At 40.3% G+C, this 23,046-nt stretch carries 20 protein-coding genes; 3 read left to right on the top strand and 17 right to left on the bottom strand.

The window, feature by feature from the left end; translation table 11 throughout:
* Positions 1-308: 308 nt before the first annotated feature.
* From L0657_RS01900 to L0657_RS01885, 4 genes are all read right to left on the bottom strand, one after another.
* Positions 309-1,715 carry a hypothetical protein gene (locus L0657_RS01900; protein WP_235148703.1) on the bottom strand — a complete coding sequence of 469 codons (1,407 nt, stop codon included), beginning with the start codon at positions 1,713-1,715 and terminating at the stop codon, positions 309-311.
* A gap of 396 nt (positions 1,716-2,111) precedes the next feature.
* Positions 2,112-3,674 carry an arylsulfatase gene (locus L0657_RS01895; protein ID WP_235148702.1) on the bottom strand — a complete coding sequence of 521 codons (1,563 nt, stop codon included), beginning with the start codon at positions 3,672-3,674 and terminating at the stop codon, positions 2,112-2,114.
* Positions 3,675-3,831: 157 nt separating this feature from the next.
* Positions 3,832-4,995, bottom strand: a complete 1,164-nt coding sequence (locus tag L0657_RS01890; RefSeq protein ID WP_235148701.1) for a cellulase family glycosylhydrolase — start codon at positions 4,993-4,995, stop codon at positions 3,832-3,834.
* 123 nt (positions 4,996-5,118) lie between these two features.
* On the bottom strand, positions 5,119-6,192 hold the full coding sequence (locus L0657_RS01885; protein WP_235148700.1) for a family 43 glycosylhydrolase: 1,074 nt from the start codon (positions 6,190-6,192) through the stop codon (positions 5,119-5,121).
* A gap of 388 nt (positions 6,193-6,580) precedes the next feature.
* Between L0657_RS01885 and L0657_RS01880 the strand changes: the two genes are divergently transcribed.
* Positions 6,581-6,805 carry a hypothetical protein gene (locus L0657_RS01880; RefSeq protein WP_235148699.1) on the top strand — a complete coding sequence of 75 codons (225 nt, stop codon included), beginning with the start codon at positions 6,581-6,583 and terminating at the stop codon, positions 6,803-6,805.
* Positions 6,795-7,202, top strand: coding sequence for a putative toxin-antitoxin system toxin component, PIN family (locus L0657_RS01875; protein ID WP_235148698.1), 408 nt, complete (start codon positions 6,795-6,797; stop codon positions 7,200-7,202). The genes L0657_RS01880 and L0657_RS01875 overlap by 11 nt, the downstream gene beginning before the upstream one ends.
* A 59-nt stretch (positions 7,203-7,261) precedes the next feature.
* On the opposite strand, the gene L0657_RS01870 is transcribed toward L0657_RS01875, so the two are convergent.
* The 4 genes from L0657_RS01870 to L0657_RS01855 form a co-directional block, all read right to left on the bottom strand.
* The gene (locus L0657_RS01870; RefSeq protein WP_235150416.1) at positions 7,262-8,710 is read right to left on the bottom strand and encodes a Gfo/Idh/MocA family protein; all 1,449 of its coding nucleotides are present in this window, start codon (positions 8,708-8,710) and stop codon (positions 7,262-7,264) included.
* 155 nt (positions 8,711-8,865) lie between these two features.
* Positions 8,866-9,939, bottom strand: coding sequence for an aminotransferase class V-fold PLP-dependent enzyme (locus tag L0657_RS01865; RefSeq protein ID WP_235148697.1), 1,074 nt, complete (start codon positions 9,937-9,939; stop codon positions 8,866-8,868).
* Positions 9,940-10,073: 134 nt separating this feature from the next.
* Positions 10,074-11,978: a phosphoglycerate dehydrogenase gene (gene serA / locus L0657_RS01860; protein WP_235148696.1), complete on the bottom strand. Its 1,905-nt coding sequence runs from the start codon at positions 11,976-11,978 to the stop codon at positions 10,074-10,076.
* Positions 11,979-12,263: 285 nt separating this feature from the next.
* Complete coding sequence (locus L0657_RS01855) at positions 12,264-13,253, bottom strand: YheT family hydrolase (RefSeq protein ID WP_235148695.1); 990 nt, start codon at positions 13,251-13,253, stop codon at positions 12,264-12,266.
* Positions 13,254-13,502: 249 nt separating this feature from the next.
* On the opposite strand from L0657_RS01855, the gene L0657_RS01850 reads away from it, so the two are divergent.
* Positions 13,503-13,694: a cold-shock protein gene (locus L0657_RS01850; protein ID WP_090339609.1), complete on the top strand. Its 192-nt coding sequence runs from the start codon at positions 13,503-13,505 to the stop codon at positions 13,692-13,694.
* 166 nt (positions 13,695-13,860) lie between these two features.
* Here L0657_RS01850 and L0657_RS01845 read toward each other — a convergent pair whose 3' ends face one another.
* The 9 genes from L0657_RS01845 to L0657_RS01805 form a co-directional block, all read right to left on the bottom strand.
* Positions 13,861-15,183, bottom strand: coding sequence for a DEAD/DEAH box helicase (locus L0657_RS01845; RefSeq protein WP_235148694.1), 1,323 nt, complete (start codon positions 15,181-15,183; stop codon positions 13,861-13,863).
* Between the two features lie 45 nt (positions 15,184-15,228).
* The gene (locus tag L0657_RS01840) at positions 15,229-15,615 is read right to left on the bottom strand and encodes a hypothetical protein (RefSeq protein ID WP_235148693.1); all 387 of its coding nucleotides are present in this window, start codon (positions 15,613-15,615) and stop codon (positions 15,229-15,231) included.
* Positions 15,616-15,619: 4 nt separating this feature from the next.
* Positions 15,620-15,775 (bottom strand): hypothetical protein, encoded by a 156-nt coding sequence (locus L0657_RS01835; protein WP_235148692.1) that lies wholly within the window; start codon positions 15,773-15,775, stop codon positions 15,620-15,622.
* Positions 15,776-15,786: 11 nt separating this feature from the next.
* Positions 15,787-16,809 carry an aldo/keto reductase gene (locus L0657_RS01830; RefSeq protein ID WP_235148691.1) on the bottom strand — a complete coding sequence of 341 codons (1,023 nt, stop codon included), beginning with the start codon at positions 16,807-16,809 and terminating at the stop codon, positions 15,787-15,789.
* A 72-nt stretch (positions 16,810-16,881) separates the two neighbouring features.
* A complete protein-coding gene (locus tag L0657_RS01825) occupies positions 16,882-17,262 on the bottom strand; it encodes a co-chaperone GroES family protein (RefSeq protein WP_235148690.1) in 381 nt (126 codons plus the stop codon).
* A 158-nt stretch (positions 17,263-17,420) separates the two neighbouring features.
* Positions 17,421-18,881 (bottom strand): MBOAT family protein, encoded by a 1,461-nt coding sequence (locus L0657_RS01820; RefSeq protein WP_235148689.1) that lies wholly within the window; start codon positions 18,879-18,881, stop codon positions 17,421-17,423.
* 21 nt (positions 18,882-18,902) lie between these two features.
* A complete protein-coding gene (locus L0657_RS01815) occupies positions 18,903-20,606 on the bottom strand; it encodes a hypothetical protein (RefSeq protein ID WP_235148688.1) in 1,704 nt (567 codons plus the stop codon).
* Positions 20,599-22,014, bottom strand: a complete 1,416-nt coding sequence (locus L0657_RS01810) for a DUF6056 family protein (protein ID WP_235148687.1) — start codon at positions 22,012-22,014, stop codon at positions 20,599-20,601. The genes L0657_RS01815 and L0657_RS01810 overlap by 8 nt, the downstream gene beginning before the upstream one ends.
* A complete protein-coding gene (locus L0657_RS01805) occupies positions 22,007-22,957 on the bottom strand; it encodes a glycosyltransferase family 2 protein (protein WP_235148686.1) in 951 nt (316 codons plus the stop codon). Before L0657_RS01805 ends, L0657_RS01810 begins: the two co-directional genes overlap by 8 nt.
* Positions 22,958-23,046: the final 89 nt, after the last annotated feature.

Genomic DNA, 23,046 nt, shown 5'->3' with positions numbered 1-23,046 from the left:
GTCAGCAAGATTTAAATGCTCTTTAATTAATTCTCTTCTATAAAAAACAGGATATACCTTTCCTGTTCTAACTTTTTTGAAATCACGTTCACTTCAAAAAATAGAAAAGTTCACTTGAAAATAGGGTGAGCAAAACATTTGCACTCTAAGCTTTGGGGATTTACTAATGTCGGTACAGGCGCACTGAGGCGACATTTCAAACCGACCAGTTAGTCTGTTGGGGAGTATACTTTTTTCATATTGATTAATTAAGTGGTGAGAAATATTTATTTAAAGAGCTTTATAATTTAATTGTTAGAATCCCAGTGTCAGGGGGTGAGCGCAATGGGCGGTGTAATGGGCGCCTCCGTGACCGTGACGTTCACTATATTTCTTGCTGATGTAACTGGACACCCGCTTTTTTGAATATCTACGAAATAACTTCTATTCTGGCCAGCAGTTGTCAATCCGCTAACTGTATAGTTTTGAGCTTCTTGCAGCAAACTTCCGTCCCGAATTGCATCATACCATTTGTAAATAAAACCTAATCCCAAATTTGTCTGGCTCGCGAGAGCAGATAATGATACGATACCAACATTTGAGCAGACTGTTTTATCTGATGTCACCGGTACATCGGGTACTCGGCGGACATCGAAAATATTTAAACCACTGGCACCCAGCGTCAATCCGAGTAAGCCGATATCAAGATCCACAGTAACTCTGTCAAATATTACCGAAGTCCCGGATGCGTCCTTGGGAGCGAAATAGGCTGTTACCTTATTGTTATTTGTATTCAAGGAAGATAATAAACTTACGTCCAGCAAAGCGCTGAATGGTTGGGAGCTCCCGACTGCATCTGCCCCATTATATCCCTGAATTTTCACACTTGAAGCTAATGATGCTGCCAGAAAAGCGCCATTTTTCGAAAATATAATTCTTACTGCATCAGCGGCATTAGATGGGCCATTAAAATAAAAAGTTTGAAAAATATGACCTGAGAGCAAAGTTAAGCCAGTTGCATAAAATGAAGAACCAGAACCAGTTGCGTCTCCATCAATCGCACTTCCAGGATTAGCCACGCCAAATGAACCAACCGACAATCCGGAAATCCCTACGGTGCTGACATTTGCAGAGCCGCAATCGGCAACGTTGAACGGAAATGGATTACTGTCGTTTACAGCAGTCGGACCGTAAAAAGCATAATAAACATCGACATTACTTGTTGAAAGCAAAGTGCCCGAGGCCAGCGTAACCCGCACTGACCGATATCCCACACTGGGGGTAATAGCTAAATATTGATTCCCGTCACTGGTAAAGTATGTCTTGTATGCCGCAGGTGTCGGAGAAACCGGGCTTCCCGTGCCTGACACACTTGTATATGTCTGAACCGATATCGTTCCGGTCCCAGTATAGTTCGAGATCTTAATATAGCTCGTCGAATTTGCAGGCACCTGCGAGGCAAAGGCAAGTTGTATCCATGCACTTGCGACACCCGCCGTACTTCTCACCGACAAATGAGCAGCTTTGGAATTTGGCTTAACATTACCCGCAACATTCGCTGCGTTATTTACACTGTCCGACAAAAATGTTCCTGTTGGTAAAATGGCAGGACCAGGAGCCACTCCACCACCAGTCGCAGAACTTGCATATACAGCATCACCAGGTTGCGCAACCGCAACGTTTAGGAGTGTACCAATTACTAAGACTAAGAAATTTAAGTAAAACGCTTTTTTCATAGGCGAATGCAAACTTTCTACAAGAGTAGAACTATTTCTATTTCATTACAATATTATAGAAAATTTACTACGCTGCAAATAATTTCGATAAAAATTTTTCGTAACAGAAAAAATGAAAACGACTACAAAAGTGTTAAAACAAAAAAATACACTTATCAGAGCTAAAAGCGATCTTTCATTGAACATTACAGGTAATTATGCAATTTCTTAGGATAAAATTTTATTTAAAAGCAGTATACGAAATACACAATACTACAAAATATATTTTATCTATCTAATTAAATTATAGACATAATTCGTAAATAACATTCAGTTTTGAGATAATTATAGACATCACATAGAATAGTTTCTATTCGATTACCAGGGCTATAATCTGATTTATTTTCTTATTAATATTCACCTGCTACCACCTGCATCTTTTATTCTCTCTAATTCTTCGGCCATTAACTTTACCTTATTGGGATATTGAGATGCGAGATTGTTTTTTTCACCGAGGTCTTTACTCAGGTCATAAAGCTGAGGTTTTGGATTATTGCCTAGCTCAGTACCGGTTAATTTATCAACTGGTTGATTTGTATTCGGCTCAATGTATTTCCAGTTTCCTTTTGTATAGGATAATGCGCCGCCTTGCTTCACAATACTTTCACGACCGATCTTGGTTTTTCCAATCAGCGCATCCATAATCGCAAAACTATCGGTAGCTTCTGTGTCCTCAATTTTTTGCTGGAAAAATTGGGCAAAGGATGATAATAAGTCAACCTGGCAAATCAGAGCATTGGAAACCGTAGCTGGCCTAATGGTTCCAGCCCAGCGAACAAGCCAAGGGACACGGCTTCCTCCTTCAAAAGAGCTATATTTTCCGCCTCGTAGTACGCCGGCTGGTTTGTGTCCTTCTGATAATTCAACTGCTTTGTCGGCATAACCATCATCCAACACAGGACCATTATCGCTTGAAAAGATGACCATCGTATTTTCTTCCATACCTAATGCTTCCAGTTTTTTAAGAATTTCACCTACCGTCCAATCCATTTGCAGGATCACATCACCTCGAAGCCCCATTTTGCTTTTTCCTTTGAATTCTGTACTTGGCATACGGGGAACGTGGATGTCGTTCAAAGAGAAATAAAGGAAGAACGGGTTCTTTTGATTTTCTTCAATAAACTGTTCAGCCTTGCTCAAAAATACATGCGCAATTTCCTCGTCTGCCCAACGCGTTCGTTTTCCGCCGCTCATCCAGCCGATCCTTCCAATACCATTCACGATCGTATTGTTATGCCCGTGATCCGGTGAGGCTTGCAGTTTCAATAACTCTGGATTTTCCTTGCCTGTTGGTTCCTTCCCTATTTTCTCAACATAATTGACTTCAATGGGATCTTCTTTTTCATAACCGACAATATCGTTATTTTCAATAAAAATTGTCGGCACGCGGTCGGAAGTTGCCGGAAAGAAATAAGCATAGTCAAATCCAACTTCGTTTGGACCGACTTTTAACGGCTTGTTCCAATTAATATCTCTCCCGGGACTTCCCAAACCCAGATGCCATTTTCCGACAATACCGGTTTTGTAACCCGCATTTTGAAAAACCAGAGGTAAAGTAATTTTATCTGTTGGCACAATCAATGAGGCGTTTCCCGGCAAAACTCCCGTTCCTTTTTTTCGCCAGGGGTAATTTCCCGTCATCAGTGCATACCGGGAAGGTGTGCACGTGGCGGAAGTCGCATGGGCATTGGTAAATTTCAAACCTTCTTTCGCAAGTCTGTCGATATTTGGAGTACTGATTTTAGTTGCACCATAAGCACTCAAATCTCCATATCCCAAATCATCAGCATAGATAAAAATTACGTTGGGTCTTGAAGTTTTCTTTTGTCCGACAGCGATTTGAGAAGTAATGAACAAGATAATTATTGCTAAAAATAATTTTGTGGAATGGGTATAGATTTTAATTTTAAAGAGACGCATAAATTTTCGGATTATTTTCTGATCGCGGGTTCTTGTTGTATACTATTAATTTTTCTTCTCAAATATAATAGTAAACTGTGCGGGAAAATCTTTTATATCTTCTACAAAAAATCCCGGAACAGTTAAGAAACCGTTCCGGGACTATTTTTCCAATCAATTACTTACGTGCCGTCAGTTTTTTAATCAGATCAACTTCTGCCTGTTTGTATGGCGTTCCGTCTTTTCTGAAGATGTCATGAAACCAAAGTGACGGTTCGCTGGTATAGGTTTTCTTCCAGCTGTCCCACGGATAAATCGTCTGTGATTTCCCATCCACTAATCCCCAGTTGATCGCTCCAACATTATATTTTTTCGCAATCGGCAAAGATCCTTCAAAAAAACTTCCGTTTCCACGCGACATATACTCCGTACAAATCATCGGACGATCATATTGCTGCAATTGCTTGATACGTTTTTCAAATTCCTGCGCGCTGTCATAATTATGGAACGAGATCACATCCGACTCGTCGATACTTGCCTTTTCAATTGGTTTCAACGTTTCGTATGAGGTCCAGTCTCCCGCCCAGATTCCGGCAGTCAGAGGCTGTTCAGGATTTTCAGTTCTTGCCCAGGCAAAAGATTTTTTCATCAAAGGCAACACATAATCAACCTTATTTGGAAGCTCCACTTTTCCGTAAGAACTGTTATTCGTATTATCAGGTTCATTCCAGATATCCCATGCAAGTACGCGATCATCATCGGCGAATTTTCTAACAACTCCTTTTACATAACGTTCCAGGCGCGGATACTGCGTACTGTCCTTCAAGGCATCGTAGCCCGGACTTTGTACCCAACCCGAATTATGAACGCCTGGTTTTGGTGCGCGCTGCGTTCCTAATTTTGGAAAAGGATCCCAGCAAGAATCAAAAAGTACTAAAACAGGTTTAATTTTGTGCTTGTCGGCAATGGCAAGGAAAGTATCCAGACGCTTTAAGAATCCTGTTGAGTCCTGCTGCCATAAAAGATCATGCAGGTATACGCGCATCGTGTTCATCCCGATACCTTCGGCCCAGCCTAATTCTTTATTTATGGTAGCGGTGTCAAACGAGGCCTCCTGAAACATTTCAAGCTGGTTGATGGCGGTGCTCGGTAAAAAATCGGCACCCACGATCCATTCCTGTTTACCATACCAATCTTTCGCCTGCTCTTTCGTCCAGATTTCTCTGGCTGCTGTTTTCTCTTCTGTGCTTGTTTCTTCCTTTTTGTCCTCAGCTTTTTTTGCGCAGTTTTGGAAGGAAAGGCCGATAAGTAAGGCCCAGACTGTCGTTTTTAAATATTTCATTAATTAAGATTTAAAGTTAAGCTTTGTTTTTTTCACGCAAAGAAGGGAAGACAAGTGCAAAGAACGCTAAGTTTTGTCTTTGCGAACTAAATATTAACTTCCCTACTTTGCGTGAAACTTGTGTTATTTGAAAAAAGGAGCTTCCTGCTCATCCATACTTGGTTCTGCATTCAAAATTTCCGGCCATCCATCTTTCCAGCCGACTTTATCCAGCATTAAAAATCTCCGGTTTGCTCCGGTAGACACCTTTGGATTTTTGACATCTATTGCGTGATACAACATCCAGTCGTTTCCTTTTGAATCTGTTATCAATCTGGAATTATGCCCTGGCCCCGCGATTTTTTCAGTGCGGTGAATAAGTACTGAACCCGCCTTTCTTTCCCGCAGATCTTTTCCATCTCTATCAATATAAGGCCCAAAAAGATTTTTTGATCTTCCGACACGGACATTGTACTTGCTGTCGGCCGCTTCACAGCAACTTTCCTTTGACCCAAAAAAGTAGTAGTAACCCTCTCGTTTATGGATCATAACCGCTTCGAAATCTCCGGCTGCTATTTTTATTTTTTTGCTCAGATCCGGTACAGATTTTCCGTCATTCGATAATTCAATGCCATAAGTTCCCTGTGTCTCCGCATCGCTGAAACTTCCCCAGAAAAGATATTTTTTACCCTGAACTTCAAAATAAAACGGATCAATAGAATTGGGTACATTTATTTCTTTACTTGAAAACAGCTTCCCCTGATCGATAAAAGGCCCGGCTGGTCCGTCTGCAATTGCGAGTCCGATTCCCGGATCAGGATCTCCCCAAGTTGAAAACGCGTAATACATATAGTATTTCTCATTTACTCTTACTACATCTGGCGCCCAAATTCCGCCTTTATCCTTCCAGTTTGGCTTGGAAAGAAATGCATCTTTTACGTTAGACCAGTCTACCAGATTTTTGGAACGAACGATGGCGACCAAATGAGCGGGATTCCCATCACCCCAATTGTCTTGTGTTCCGTATGCATAAAACCAGCCGTCATCAGATTTTACAACTGTCGGGTCAGCAAGAATTGGCTCAAAAACAGGGTTACGATATGTGATAACACTCGTCTTTGCGTTTTCCGTCTTTTCTTTTAAGTCAACAGTTTGCGCAGAAACATTTCCGGAAATGACTATGAATAAAGTCAGTACTTTTATTTGTAATCTTTTCATAAATTCCTCTTCTAATAATAATCCTGCCAGGTAATTTTGAAAATTCCCCGTGGGCGGCTATGTCCCAAACTTCCACCTGTACCTACTTCCCGTTTTAAGCTTATTGTTGGAAACGGAAAGTTAAAAGTGTGTTGTAATTTGCAGAACCGCTAGTCCATAATGAAGATATTAAAACTGATCTCATTGCGGCTTTTTTCCTTTAATAAGAATAAAGCTAGTTATACTTGAAACAATACTCATTGTGGGAATTATATATAATGCAATGAATTGAGATTCCATTTTCGTAATTAGAAATTTGAGCTGATTTAGAAAACGACATCCATCAGGAAAACAAATAAAGAGCCATTTTTTGTATATTTGTCTAAAACCACAATTAATTGACTTTCACATGGAAAGGATAGAATTTGAAGTTAACGACGACACCGCAAAAAAATGGCGTTATACCAACCCTGAAATTAAACAGCGCATTGAGAAGGAAGTAGACGAATTGTTAAAGATAATTCTTGAAAAAGAAGAAGACACTCTATGGCCATTGTTAAAAAAAGTAAGGTTAGAGGCTGAGCAGAAAGGTTTCAGTGACGAAATATTAGAACAAATACTGAATGAGGGATAACTTTGTATTCGATACGAACACCCTAATCAGCGCAGCATTATCTCCTTTTTCAAAAAATGCCGAAGCAATTATCAAAGCTGAGGGTTTAGGAATAATTGTATATTCAGAATTCACATGGCAGGAATTTCAGCATGTGCTTTTTAGGCCAAAATTTGATAAATACATATCTGTTTCCACGCGGGAGATTATTGCGGAACGTTTTCTGAATCGCTTTAAAAAAGTAACGATCGACACCGTAATTAGAGAATGCCGAGATCCAAAGGATGATATATTTTTGGAACTAGCCATATCCTGTCATGCAGCTTGTATTATTACTGGTGATTCTGATCTGCTTTCACTCCATCCATTCCGGAATATACCGATTTTTAATGCATCTGTATTTTTAGAAAAGTTCTAACCAAAAAATCCGGAAAACCCCAACCATTGAGATTTCCCGGATCAAAAAAATTCTACTTTTTACAACACCAATTCCCAGCCTTCTCTATATTCTCTTTTTACAAACTGATTCGCCAGATCGTAGTTTGTTACTTTCATATTTACGGCATCCCATTCCAGTTTTTTCCGGCCATTATATTTGTCAACTGTTTTCAGAGCCGTTGGATTGTCGCGTAACATCCAACTTCTCAGCGCCAGATTTCCGATCAGTATACTTTCTGTAAATGGAGCAGCATACTCAAATGGCGAACTTGTTTCACCTTTTCCATACCCTGCTATGCACGCATCGACCCAGTTCAGATAATGATCTTCATTCGGCACCCGTTTGATCGTCTCCTTTACTTTCAGCGTCTCGTTTTTCTTCAAAGGCAATAATCTCGGATTTGCGCCATAACAATCGGCCATCAGTTTTCCTTTTTTACCAATAAAAAGAACGCCGCCATCCGAGTTCCCAAACATTTCTCCCGGTTGTAATTCAGCAGGAAGTTCAGGTAAAATACCTCCGTCATACCAGCTCACTTTAATATTTCCTTTCCCGTCATTTCTTGGATAATCCAGGTGAATTGATGTCGAAAAAGGTGTCCAATCCGGGTTATGATCTTTTTCCCGCAACGTAAAAGTCCAGGTATTGGCAACGCTGCATTCAACAGAAACAGGATATAAAATTGGCAGAATTCTGTAAACAGGATCCATAATATGACAGGCCATATCACCTAGTGCCCCGGTTCCATAAGGCCACCAGCCGCGCCAGTTCCAGGGAAGATATGCTTTATTATAACCTACTTTTGGCGAGGGACCAAGCCACAGATCAAAGTCAAGTTCCTTTGGAATCGGATCAACATTGTCTGTCGGAACAGCTTGCGGCCAAACCGGTCTGTTCGTCCAGCAAATAACCCGGTCCACCTTACCGATAACCCCAGAGTCATAAATTTCCTTCATCCGGCGCACACCGTTTCCGGAGCCGCCTTGATTTCCCATCTGGGTTATTACTTTATATTTTTTTGCAGCCTGACCTAAAATCCGGGCTTCATAAATGTCATGGGTCAGTGGTTTTTGTGTGTAAACGTGTTTTCCCATCTGCATAGCAGCCAAAGTCGCCACCGCGTGTGTGTTATCCGGAGTAGAAATTGAGACGGCGTCGATACCTTTGTCTTCTTTTTTCAGCATATCCCTGAAATCCTTATAATATTTGGCGTTTGGAAAGTTGGTTCTTGATACGACCGCCTGGCGATCATCAACGTCACAAAGCGCAACAATATTAACGTTCGGGCTTTTAGCGAAATTTGCCAGATCGCTTTTTCCTTTCCCTCCTACACCTATTCCTGCGATATTCAGCTTGTCACTTGGAGCGACAAAGCCTTTTCCCAATACATGCCTCGGCACAATAAAAAAGGCAGAAGCTGCCAATGAAGATGTTTTGATAAATTCCCGTCGAGAAGAGTCTTCAGGCGTTTTTTGCTGATCTTTCATCATGTGAAAATTAAAGGTTCGGTTAAGGAAAGTACGTATTGACCTTTTGTATACTGTTCATCACATAAATAGTACCATTATCTTTTGTTAACAATAAATAAAAAGGCACAAAACCGATGATCGATTTCGTGCCTGCAATAGGTTATAGAAATTTTTTAAAGCGCCTTCAATTCGTGAAGTAACGACTGGACTTGTTCCAAAGAGGTCGCCGGGAAATTGGCAATACGTAATTGTGATTCTTTATATTTACCATAACCGCTGCCAATAACCATGCCTTTTTCTTTGATGGCCTTGATAATTTCAGCGGATGGAGCCTCTGTATTTGCCACGACAACAGTTTGTGAGCGATACTTTTTCTCAGTAACAAAAGGAGAAAATCCGCTTGTACTTTCAATGAATTTATAAATAAGTTCTGCTTTTTGCTCCGTTTCCTTACGCATTACTTTTACACCGATCTTATTAAAATCTTCGGCAATTTTTCCCAATAAATAAATACCCATCACGTTCGGAGTCGCAGGTGTTTCATTATTCAGAGCATTCTTCCAAAGTGTTGGCAAATCGTTATGCGCGCCGATGGAATACTGGTGACGAATATATTCTGCCTTTTGAAGACATTTTTCATTCACAATCCAAACGCCTAGCCCAGCCGGAAGACCAAAAGCTTTCTGAACCGAAAAGAAAGCAGTATCAATCAGGTTAAAATCCAATTCAGGATAAGGCGCTGAAGACACAATATCAACCGCAATTAACTTGTCCGGATACTTTTGTTTCAGCTTATGAATTTCCGAAACAGGCATTTGAACGCCTGAACTTGTTTCATTATGTGTTGCACAGATCAGCTCAGCATACTCGGGCACAATTACCTCCGAAGCACTGAAACCTTCACCCATAGGTTTTTCCTGAACATGCGCATATTTGCACAAACCCTGGGAATAATCATGGAATTTTTTTGAGAACGAGCCATTCACAAGATGGAAACTTTCCAGTTCCACGCAGCTGAATAAAATGCGTTCCCAAGCTTCTGAGGCAGATCCAAGGAACAAAATAGCATGCGTTTCCGGAACATTCAAAAGTGTCCGAACCTGCTGCACTGTAAATTTATGCAGGTCACGGTATTGCTGGCTCCGATGCGAAATCGACCCCAACTGCCCGCTTACGAAAGTCTGCAAATACTGTTCAAATGTCGGATAAAGCTGTGCCGGGCCTGGTGTAAAAAAAGTTAGTGACATTTTTTATATAGCTATAAATGGGGACAGTTAATCTTGAAAGGCGTTGTCAGGGATGGTCATTTGTGGTCAGGTGTTGTCAGAGGTTGTCAATTATCGCCGAGCGCTAACTATAATTGACAATCCCTGACACTTCCCTAGTACAACATTCTGAAACGAATCGTACCTTCCACTTCTTTCACTTCCTGAATAAATTCCTCTGTATATCCTTTGGCGATATCAACGATTACGTAACCAATTTTCTCACTGGTTTTTAAATACTGCCCTGTGATATTGATATTATTTTTCGCGAAGATATTGTTCAGTTTCGCAAGAACACCAGGCACGTTTGCGTGAATATGCAACAAACGGTGAGAGTCTTTCAGTTTTGGCAACTGCACCTCAGGGAAGTTAACGCTTCCATAAGAACTACCATTATTCATATATTCCAATAATTTGGAAGGGACAAAATGCCCGATATTTTCCTGGGCCTCTTCTGTGCTTCCTCCAATATGCGGAGTCAGGATCACATTAGGCAAACCACGCAATGCACTTTCAAAAGACTCATCGTTTGTTTTTGGTTCTTTCGGAAAAACGTCAACGCTTGCGCCGGCTACTTTTCCGCTTTTCACAGCATCAGCCAAAGCTTCGATATCGACAACATGTCCGCGGGAAAGGTTCATAAAAATGACACCATCCTTCATCAAATCAAATTCACGTTTTCCGATCAGGTTTGTATTTTCCTTCCGGCCATCTACGTGCATACTAACCACATCAGCAATCGAAAGAAGTTCTTCCAGAGAGTTTGCTTTACGTGCATTTCCTAATGAAAGTTTTTCGATACCATCATAAAAATATACTTCCATACCCAAAGCCTCAGCCACAACAGAAAGCTGAGTTCCGATACTTCCGTAACCTACCATCCCTAATTTTTTACCACGAACTTCAAAACTTCCATTCGCAGATTTATCCCAGATTCCCTGATGCATTTGGTTGCTTTTCGTAACAACATTACGGATCAAAACAATCATTTCACCAATAGCAAGTTCTACAACAGAACGGGTATTACTGTAAGGCGCATTGAAAACGGCGATTCCGCGCTCAGCAGCAGCTTCCAAATCAATCTGGTTTGTTCCAATACAAAAAGCACCGATTGCCATCAGACGATTGGCATTTTCAAGAACACGTTTCGTTATGTTGGTTTTTGAACGGATACCTATAATCGATACGTCTTTAATACGCTCGCAAAGTTCATCTTCGTCAAGCGCACCTTTTACAAATTCAACATTAAAACCCTGCTCTTCAAAAGCACGCAAAGCAACTGGATGGACATTTTCCAATAGAAGAACTTTGATTCTGCTTTTTGGATATGACTGGCTTCGGCTTAATTTATTATCATATAAAAAGTCGTCGAAAGAAGTAGCAATGTGGTCGGCCACAGCAACAACTTTCGCACGCTCAACATTTTCAGTAAAAGCATAGAAACGGTTTGCAAAACCAGCTTCCTTGATCTGGTAATCCGTATACCCGTCACCTATGGCATACACATCACCTTCAAGTTTCAGCGAAGCGAGCAATTTAATTTTTCCTCCGTCGGTCGATAACACATTTTCTTCATCGATACCAATAATATTTCCTTCTTCATCAAAACGGAATTCATTCGCATAAACATGATCAGCACGAAGACCAAAGTCGGTTACAACGGGAACGATAAACTCCTTAAATCCACTGGAAACGATAAAAATATGATCCGCATTTTCAGTTAAAAACTGTTTGTTTCTTTTAAAAGAATCCGAAACCTTGGTTTTCAAGAAAGAAACCAGTTCTTCAATGTTGGCGCGGCTGGCTTTCAAAAGGTCAATACGCTGACGAAGTCCTTCTGCAAAAGACATGTCGCCATTCATTCCCTTGTTCGTCAGGTCAACGATTTCCTGAACAATTCTTTCGCGTTGCGGATGCCCGGTTAAAGCGATGGCAGCCAGTTCGTCAAGTCCTTCTACTTTCGTAAACGTACTGTCGAAATCGATAATGATATGCGGGGGATTGAGTGTTAATGTCGGCATGAAGCGGGAGATAACTGGATAAGTATCAAATTAAAATGTAAACGTTCAGACGGTATATTTTTTGGTTGAATCCCAATTTTTGCACAAAATTACGAATCTGTTTTCTATGACCCTAAAAAAATGTTCATCTGACGCTTTTTAATATTTTTTTTATGTGTGTTTGATCTATTAAACCGAAAATCATCAATTAAAATTCGCGGCAAAGGTCGGAATAAAAACCTTATGTCAATGTTAAAAATCGGTATTTTCAGGAACGCTGAATTAACATAATTTATTCATTTACATCTATTTGAAACTAAGAAATTCCAGAGCTCTGGATTCTGACCAGTAAATACCATTGGAAAGTTTTGCTGGCCGAAAACCGCAATGCCCGCCCGAAGAAGTTATCTCCAACAATACATTATCAAGTTTGTCAATAACATCAACCGGCAGACTGTCAATCGGTACGATCGGATCATTTGCTGCATTTACGATTAATGTAGGAATCGCAATGTCCTTCACAAAAAACATCGAACTGCACGATTCATAATAGTGGTCAGCACTATTAAATCCATGCAGCGGTGCCGTAAATATATGGTCGAAATCATATAAGGTATTGACAAATTTGAAATCAGCCGGGTTGATCTCTTTTGGAAAAGTGACTGCTTTTAGATCAACTTTTGGCTTTAAAGTTTTAAGAAACCGTGACTGATAAATTCTGTTTTCAGATTTAATTATTGCAAGACTGCATGCCTTCAAATTCATCGGAACACTAAAAACGACTGATTTTTTTATTTTTTCATTTATATCATTTCCCTGCTCGCCCAAATATTTCAGCGTAAGATTTCCACCAAGACTAAACCCGACAAGCTGAATATTATTATATCCTTTACGAATTGCCCGCTGCACAACCATATCCAGATCTTCCGTAGCGCCACTGTGATAAAATCTTGACGTCTGATTCATTTCACCACTGCAACTGCGAAAATTCCAGGCAAGACAATCATACCCTTCCGCATTTAACAAACGTACCATTCCCAATATATACTGTCGAGACGTATCACCCTCCAATCCATGGGAGAGAATTACCAATTTATTTTTCTCTTCCTTATTATATATAGCTGCGTCTGACAAGGACCAATCGAGATCAATAAAATCATCATCTGGTGTTATTATACGTTCACGTTGATACTTTACTTCATTTATAATTCTGAACAGCGCAGGATATATGGTTTGTAAATGGCCATTGGGAAGCCAAAACGGAGGACTGTAAGAATTACTGTTTAAAACGGGCATGCATGTGATGGATAACTCAAAAAGAAAACAAAGAAACAGAAGAAATGTTTACAGAACTGAAAAAATATTTTCTGTCAAAAATCTATGTAAAACCGAGCTTTATTTGTGTTTGGAGACTGTTTTGGCACCTTACCAAATTCTTTGCAAGATAATTAGTCCTTAATTTTTCTAAATTATTAGCACCATTATTCTTGCATATCCAAAAGACGTTCGTATATTTGGTCTTCAAAATATATAAGAACAATACTAATGGCAGAAGGTACAGTAAAATTTTTCAATGATTCCAAAGGATTTGGTTTCATTTCTCCATCTAATGGAGACCAAGACATTTTCGTTCACGTTTCAGGTCTTCAAGACGATATCCGTGAAAATGACAAAGTGTCTTACGAAGTAGAAAATGGCAAAAAAGGTCTAAACGCGGTTAACGTTAAAGTTATCTAAGTTTAATCATAATATCATTTGGAAAGCCTGTTACCGAGTAGCAGGCTTTTTTTGTGCATTGGTATCTCTGGTTATTATCTCTATGATAAATTCAGATTTATTTACTCGAAAAAGCGGCTAACATCCTCGAATGGATATTAGCCGCTTTTTTTATAATTGCTATATTTTATCTCGCAACCTCAATCTTAAATTTCTTTCCTTTCATTTTTTCGTCCGAAATAAGTCCAAGCATCGACTTGACCTGAGTTTTTCTCACAGCTGCAAAAGAAATATTATCCTTTACTTCAATTAGACCAAGATCCTGTTTTTCTAGTTTCCCTTTTTGCAAAAGAAAACCAACAATATCCATTTTGTTTAATTTATTCTTTTTACCTCCACTGATATAAATCGTCGTCCAATCCGATGGAGCTGGCAAAGATAATTTAGCAGGAAGATCAAGAACAGGTGGTTTTCGCTCGATATAATTTGGCAAAACCTCGTCAGCGTTTAACAAAATATAGGCTGTTCCTTCTGATAACATCCGGGCTGTCCGGCCATTGCGATGTGTAAACTCATCACCGCGCATAGGCAGTTCAAAATGTATAACATGCTTCATATCAGGTATATCAAGACCTCTGGCAGCCAAATCCGTCGCAGCAAGATACAAGACAGAACCATTCCTAAACCGAATTAGTGTGCGTTCTCTTTGTTCCTGTTCCAGCTTGCCATGGAAGTATGCGCAGTCAATACCTTCCTCTTTCAGGATTGCGCTTATTTTCTCAACACTTTCTCTTTGGTTACAGAAAATCAACGTGGATTCCGAACCCAGAAAACTCAGAAGTTGAACCAGTTTCTCGGTTTTGTCCTTTTTTTCTGATAAAACAAGTTTAACCGATAATCTGCTATTTTGCTTTTTATCTTCTATATAATCCAGCTCGACAGGATTTTTTACACGGGTGAAAGCCGGCACTTTTGTCCCGGCAGTGGCGGAAACAAGAATCGTCTTTTTGAGACCTCGCAGGTTACCCATGATCTCGGTCATCTCGTCCTGAAAACCCAGCTCAAGCGACTTATCAAATTCGTCAAGAATAAGCGTGGCAATTTTTCTGGTTGTAAAAGTCTTGCGGAAAATGTGATCCATAAGTCGGCCAGGCGTGCCGACGATCAGCGCCGGAGCTTCACTCAAACTTCTGATCTCCGTTTGCATATCGTGCCCGCCATAACAGCATGTTACCTTCCACCCTGTTGACATTTTCCTCCAGACCGTTTCAATTTGCAAAGCTAATTCACGTGTCGGGACAATGATGATGGCCTGTACTTCCTCTACATCTTTTTGAAAAATCGATAGTAAAGGCAACAAAAACGCAAGTGTTTTGCCTGAACCTGTTGGTGATAATAACAATATTTCCGTGTTCTCCTGAATGGCGGTGTTTGCTTCCAGCTGCATTTCATTCAACGCAGCAATTCCTAAGGCCGAAAGCGTGGCTTCTAAATTTTCTTGATTTGACATAACACAAAGGTACTCGGTTCCGCGACCAATTCCGTGCAGAAGAAATTATTTGATATCAATCGTTCCCGTGTAGGTTTCGGGTGCACTGTGTAAGGTAAGTCCTAAAAATCTCCATTCGTGTATTCCATCAGCCTCGAAGTGTTTGGATCCATCTTTAAGAAAAACTTTTGTACGTGTCGGAAACCATTCGTGTCCGATCACAAAACCTGATTTTATTGTTGTGCCGTACGAGCCATCCGTTTTCAAAGTATCATTGCTATTATCATACAGCAGATCCAGATTAAAAAACATCTCATTTTTTAAGTTTTGCATTACGATCACCTGATCCTTTGCCTCAGGATCTTTTGCCATTTCAGATTGCTTATTCGACACTGAGAACTTAATAAACGACAAACAGCAAACTATAAAAATCACCGCTGATAGGATTCCCATATTTTCACGGACGGTCTTTAAAACGCTGAACGATATAAAAAGGAACCAGATAAGTGCTCCCAAATTCAGGAGCGACCATAAAAAATAAATCATTATTGATGGATTTGGTGGTGATAAAAAAGTGAAAGCAGCCAGATTGCCAGCTGCTTTCACTTTTCATAATTCTATTATTTATTGCGGAACTCTGTCTCTTCCCTGACGCTCAAACATCCATTGCGGATATTCCGTATTCAACAAACTGATCTCATAAAGCTGCGCAAGATCGGATTGCGATAAGGAGACTGATGTTGCAGCAATATTATCCTTTAATTGCTCTGGCTTTTTAGCTCCAATGATCACACTCGTCACACTTTTCTGATTCAGCAACCAAGCCAATGCAATTTGCGCAACAGACACGCCGTGCGCTTCTGCAATGGGCTGAATTACTTCGATGATATCGTAAGCTTTTTCCTTATCAATGGGTGGGAAATCAAAATTGTCTCTGCGATTATCACCAGAAGTTTCGTTATTCCGTGTATATTTTCCAGAAAGAAATCCTCCCGCCAAGGGGCTCCATGGCATTAATGCAAGATTCTGGTCTTCCATCATGGGGATTAATTCGCGTTCCAGATCGCGCCCGGCGATTGAATAATAATGCTGACAGGCAACAAATTTCGTCCAGCCATTTTTCTCAGCAATTCCATTCGCTTTCATAATCTGCCAGGCTGCGTGATTGCTTACACCCAGATACCGGACTTTTCCTGAACGCACAATGTCTTCCAAACCACGCATGGTTTCTTCAAGCGAAGTGTGAGCGTCCACGCCGTGGATATAAAATAAATCGATATGGTCCGTTCCCAACCTGCGCAAACTATCCTCAACCGAATCCATAATATGCAATCTCGAAAGACCGATCTGATTTGCACCAGGAGCCATTCTACCTCTCGCTTTTGTAGCCACAACGACCTCACTCCTGCTTATACCCAAATCTTTAAATGCTTTCCCGAGTATCTCTTCCGATTTACCATACGAATAAACATTTGCTGTATCAAAGAAATTTATGCCGCTGTCAAAAGCCGTCTTTACCAAAGCATTTCCTTCTTCCTGCTGAAGCTTTCCGATTGCCTCCCAGTATCCATCTCCACCGAAAGTCATTGTCCCAAAGCAAAGCTCTGAAACGAGGACGCCGGTATTTCCTAAAAACTTATACTTCATACAATAGTTTGTTTTTGAATGAATACTATAATCATCCTTAAATTTAAGGTTTATTTCAGCAGGCGGAAATTATTATTCAAACAAATCTTCGGAACGGTCAAGCATCAGAATAGAAGCCTGCGGCACGATGACATATTTTTCTCCATCATATTCAAGATCAATCGCATTGCGTTGCAGATAGATGGCAATATCTCCTTCTTTGGCCTGCAAAGGCATATATTTCAGCTTTTCTTCTGATTCTTTCCATGGCTCATCTTCCGAAGCGGAAGGAATTGGATAACCAGGACCAACTTTGATAACATAGCCACTTTGAACCTGTTCTTTTTCAGTAACTGTCGGCGGCAGGTATAAACCGCTGTTTGTTCGATCGGTAGGACTTTTTGGTTTGATAAGAACCCGGTCTCCTACAATAATCAGTTTTCTTAATCTGTTGTCAGATGTAACTTCGTACATATATAAAGCTGTCGCGATGCGACGTTATGGTTGATTTTGTAATAGAATATCTAAAAAAATAGTGCTTGCAGATTTTTCTGTCAGGATGGCAGAACTGATTTACGACAAGTTTTATATCCAAAGTTAATTTTGGAAATAAAACATTTTAATCACCGGAATCAGAACTGGAAGTAGATAAACTGATTGGTTATAAATACACCCAAAAAGTATGTCGCGAATGCAATGGTGATAAAAAGAACAAAAAAGGCAGCTGTATTTTTTGTTGGAATGTTTTGGTAATAACGTTCCTTAATCAATAAAAAAGCGATCAGAAAAACGCAAAACCACATTTCGACTTGATTCAGCGGCGTGTTTATTTTATCGCTCAGCGATATAGTTGGCAGTTTTTTCAGAATCGTTACCGACTTAGTAATATTATTTCTGAAAAATACCCAGGCCAAGGTTACAAGGCTGAAAGTGGCCAGAATATTAAACAGTCGAATTATGGCATTATCAGGAATTACAATCCCTGCTTTTTTCAACCACTTATCCCGCAGCGCTGCTGTAACCTGGTAAGAACCATGCAGACCGCCCCAAATTACAAACTGCCAAGACGCCCCATGCCACAAACCGCTGACCAGAAAAACAATAAACTGGTTTCGATATCTTTTCAGTTCTCCTTTGCGGTTACCACCCAGAGGAATATAGAGGTAATCCCGAAACCAGGTTGACAATGAAATATGCCATCTGCCCCAGAATTCAGCCACAGATTTTGACTCATACGGTGAACGGAAATTATCCATCAAAGTAAAACCCATGACACGCGCTGCTCCTATCGCGATATCTGAATAACCGGAAAAATCGCAGTAAATCTGAAAAGAATAAAAAACCATGGCCGTAACCAACGTCAATCCGTTCTGTTCCGAGGGCACTAGGTAGGCATGATCAACAACTTGCGACAAACGGTCAGAAATGACGATTTTCTTAAAAAAACCAAAAGCCATTTGCATCAATCCGGATTTCACATTTTCAAAATCATACTTGAAATAAGAATGAAACTGGAAAAGCATATTTTGCGGACGTTCGATAGGACCTGCAACAAGCTGCGGATAAAACATGACATACAGCGCGTAAATCCCGAAATGCCTCTCCGGTTTCTGATTTCCACGATAGACTTCGATGGTATAACTCATCGCCTGAAAAGTATGAAACGACAATCCGATCGGCAACAAAATATGATTAGCCTTATCGACCATCCACACCAATATGGGCTGAGGGATAACCCTTTCCAAATGTGGAACCATTGGCCTGAAACCTATACTTTGCAGGACTTGGTTTACAGAATCTTCGAGGAAATTGTAATATTTAAAAAAGCACAGAATCCCAACGTTTGAAATGAGACTGATGATCAGTAACAGCTTTTTTCTTTTCTGGTCCTGTGTCTGCGCAATCCAGATTCCGGCATAATAATCGATCACAATGGTTCCAAACAGGATCAGAATAAAGACCGGTTTGAAAACCATGTAAAAATAACAGCTCGCTGCAAGCAGAAGAATCCATCGCCCACGCCAGGAAAGGCTGAAATAAGCCAGCGTGACGACAATAAAAAAGACAAGAAACTGTATAGAATTAAAAAGCATCAGTAACGAACGCGCATAGTGTTATTGAATAATTACTTTCTGATCGGTTTTAAAAATCTTCGTACCTTCTTTCGATACGGTCCAGACACCGACCTCATATTCTCCGGCCCGGATTGTTCCTTTCGGGCCAATCGCTCCGGAGTTGTTCAATGGAAATGAAAAGAGATACAGATTATCTTTTGATTCCAGAATTGCATAATTTCTTTCGCCGGCAGCGGCTGATTTTTCCTGCGTTATGCTCAAAACGTCGGGAGACAGTTCATTTACTGTAACCTTGGTCGAAGCAGTTAAAGCAGAATCTTTCAGCGTTAATTTATCTTCATCGGCATGGATCAATGGCTTTGGGAGCGAATAAATTCTCATTTTATCAACTTTCAGCAAAGTCGTCGCAAGCATCGTTTCAAAAGGATTATTCTTCGTAGCTCCCAGTCCGATTCCATTTCTTTTTTGATTAAATGCAAAAGCAGTTCTTGCCACAGCAGTTTCTTCAACAATCGGAATATAATTAAAAAGCGTTGAAGCCCAGACAATTATCGAAACAACCAGGGAGGAACCGAAAGCGAGAAGTTTTATTCTGCCTGTAAAAGACTGAATAACCAAAATATAAATTACCGAGGTCATTACGGCCGGATACATTTTGTAAGTGCTCCATAAAATGATATGTGGATCAAAACGTGTCCGAAAAACAACTACGAGAATCATGCTGATCAGGACATATACCAAAGTTCCCAGCCAGAAAGCATTCCAGCGGTTGTTATCGTTTTGCAGTTTTGGTAAGTTATTAAACCGTTTCGCGAGATTTTCAGGAATCCACCTTCCCCAGAACGGCGAAGTGGACAATATCCCGATGAGCCAGATTACAAAAACCGTAAATAAACCAAATCCAGCCAGCGTCGGGATGATCATTCTTTTTGAAAAACCAGCATTGGCAATTACATCAAAATCTCCGCCGAGCATGGTGAAAAACGCAATGAATGTGCGGAAAGGATATTGAAGAATATAATCGAAAGCCTTATCATTTCCCTGAACAAAATCATAACCATGGAAATACAGATAAATAGCAGCCACACCGGAAACTGACCATATAAAAGTGTCACGCCAACGTGCCTGGAACAATAAAAGTACCAAACCCGATGGCCATACCATCATCCCGTTTCCCATACTGAACGTATCGACATAAGCCAGGAAAATAGCAAGAAAAAATGGCCACGTCCTTCTTTTAGCAAGAAAATATAAACTCGCAACGGAAAGCAAAATTACCATTTGGTACTGCAATGACATGATTGTCATGAAGGTACCTGCGTAGGATTGGAAGTTGAAAATAAAAAAAGCGATTGGAACTGCCAGAAACCATTTTCCGCTTTGCCGCAGATAACTGTACGTGATGAATCCGAACAAAACGAGAACACTTAGATTTCCGCAAAATGCAAGATTTTTAAAATTCAGTTTATTGGTGACCAGATATTGTCCTAAAACAATCAGACGGGCTGCAAGTACTCGATGTTCGTTATTTGGAAAAATAATTGTCTGCCATTTTTCGATCAGCGAAGGCGCCTCGATCCAGTTGACAAGGAAATAAGGAATGTTTTCTATATCATCAAACCAGGGAATATTGATACTGTACCGGATGCAGAGATAATAAAATATCACAATAACACCCAACGGCAATAAACCGAGAAGATATCGAACCGGAAGCGGAATTTCTTTTTCGAGACTATTATTCATGTTTATCAACCATAATTATAGCTTCTTTTCCAAAATATCCCGCCATACATTTATTCCACAAAAACTGCTTGTTTTCCTGAATATCGTCAAAATAAAGTGATAATGGACGTGTTTTTATCGGTGGCAAATACACGATGGCGTCTTTTGAATTCTTGATCAGCGCATACCGTTCCTCCGTCTCCCTGCTAAATGCAGCAGCCTTTCCTTTCAGTAGATCGGTATAGATCATTTTCACATTGGCACTTCGGAAGAAAGAAAACGCAATAGATACGACTAACAGCGAATACAAAACACCATATCGAAGAAATGACAGCGGAAACTGACCCGAGTATTTTCTGTTGCAATAATGAAAAATCACTCCTACCACATAAAACCAGCCTATCAGAAAAAAAAGATAAACACAGTTAATTGCCCGGGCCGAAGGATCAATTCCGATTCCATAATAAGATGGAAAAATCTGGGCTGACAATACACCGATATAAAGTAAAACAGCAAACCAGACGGGCATTGAAAAATATTTCCTTGCGCCGACAGATATTTTGGAAAGTACAATTAACCAGGCCAGTGAAAAAATCAGAAGTGGCGTTTTAAAAATCCAGCTAAAACTTGAAACGGCGAGATATTTGAACGATGAGATCAGCGAAAATGTAAAATTCCGGCTTAACGGATTTCCGTCCAGACGCGCCTGATTGCCGGGCGCCATAAAAAAGAAATAACAGGATATTGCAGCCACGACGAGCATACTGATCATCAAACCGTCAATCTTCCTATGGAAAACAAGTCGGTAAAAGCATAATGCAGCTATCAGCACAATCATGATGAGCAGGTTGGTTTCACTGCATCCGATAACGGCAAACACGAAAAAATTTGCTAAAACAGCGAGCAGCGTTTTTTTCGTATCTTGACGATACCAGTCTAAAACTACGGAAACCCACAAAAGCGTCATGATGTTGGGAACCGTGTAAGTTACGAACGATGCCATCCAGTAGAAACCTTCCACAATACTCGCCATTTTCAAGATGTAAAGAAAAAAGACGATCCCTGCAAATCCGAGGTGGGCGGCGCGGGAAAGTGTGGGTGTGAGATGCCTGAATAAATTATACAATGCAAAAATTAAACCGGCAAATAATATAACCGGCAATACCTTAAAGCCAATAATGGAATGAAATAAAAGTGGATTGGAATGGTTGAGAAAAATTCCAAAATAGCGTCCCGTCCAACCTGAATAGTAAAAATTCATAGCTTCCAGCCAGCTATACTTGAAGACCGTATCAATATAACAATAATCGTCGGCCGGCGAAGGATGGTTGAAATAGGAAAGTGCAAGCAAAGGCAAGAGCACGCTTAATAAAAGCAGCATGTTTATAGAATTGCCAACGGTGCGGTATTTCTTATAAAATCTATTCATTAACTGTTTTTTCAATAATGTAACGTGGACGGCCCTTTACCTCTTCGTAAATTTTACCGATATACTCGCCGATCAGTCCCAGCGCCATCATATTGGATCCACTGAAAAAAGTAAGCGGAAGCATCGTTGACGTCCAACCCGGAACGGTATGTCCAATTAAAAATGAAAAAAATATGTAAGCCACGATCACCATCGCGACCATGAAATTGAAAAAGCCAAAATAAAGCACTAGTCGCATCGGGAAAGTTGAGAAAGAAGTAATCCCATTCCAGGCGAAAAGCAGCATTTTATTTAATGGATATTTAGTTTCGCCGGCCACACGTTCCAGACGATTGTAAATCACCTTATCGTTCCGGAAACCGACAAGTGGAACAATGCCCCGCAGAAACATATTAATCTCCTTAAAATTGCCAAGTTCCTGAAGAACGCGGCGGTCCATCAGACGGAAATCTGCATGATTGAAAACTACCGGAACACCCATTTTCTGCATCAATACATAAAAACCTTCGGCTGAAAACCGCTTAAACCAACTATCTGAACTTCTGTCGCCGCGCACTCCATAAACGACCATGGCTCCTTCGCGGTGTTTTTCGATCATGGAAGTTATTGCATTGATATCATCCTGCAAATCCGCATCAATTGTAATGAAGCAATCAAAATTATCTATATGTTTTTCAAGGCCAGCCATAATCGCACTTTGGTGGCCGAAATTTCTCGACAATTTTACGCCGATAATCGTGTCGTCCTGCTGGCATAAATCTTCAATAATATCCCAGGTTTTATCCCGGCTGCCATCATTTACAAAACAGATTTTGCTATCCGCAGCAATAAGTCCCCGTTTTTTAATACCAGCATAATAGGTTTTCAGCGTTGAATAGGTAAGATTCAAAATCGCTTCCTCGTTGTAACATGGTACTACTAAAAGCAGACGAGATGGATTCATGTTAAGTGTTTTGTTGACGCGACAAAATTAGTCGTAATATGTTAATTAAATAGTTTCCGGCCATTTTTGAGAATTCTTTCTGGATTCCA

The organism is Dyadobacter sp. CY345, from assembly GCF_021502725.1.
Lineage (GTDB): Bacteria > Bacteroidota > Bacteroidia > Cytophagales > Spirosomataceae > Dyadobacter.
The sequence above is the reverse complement of the archived record's forward strand: the minus strand, read 5'-3'. Positions and strand labels throughout refer to the sequence as shown.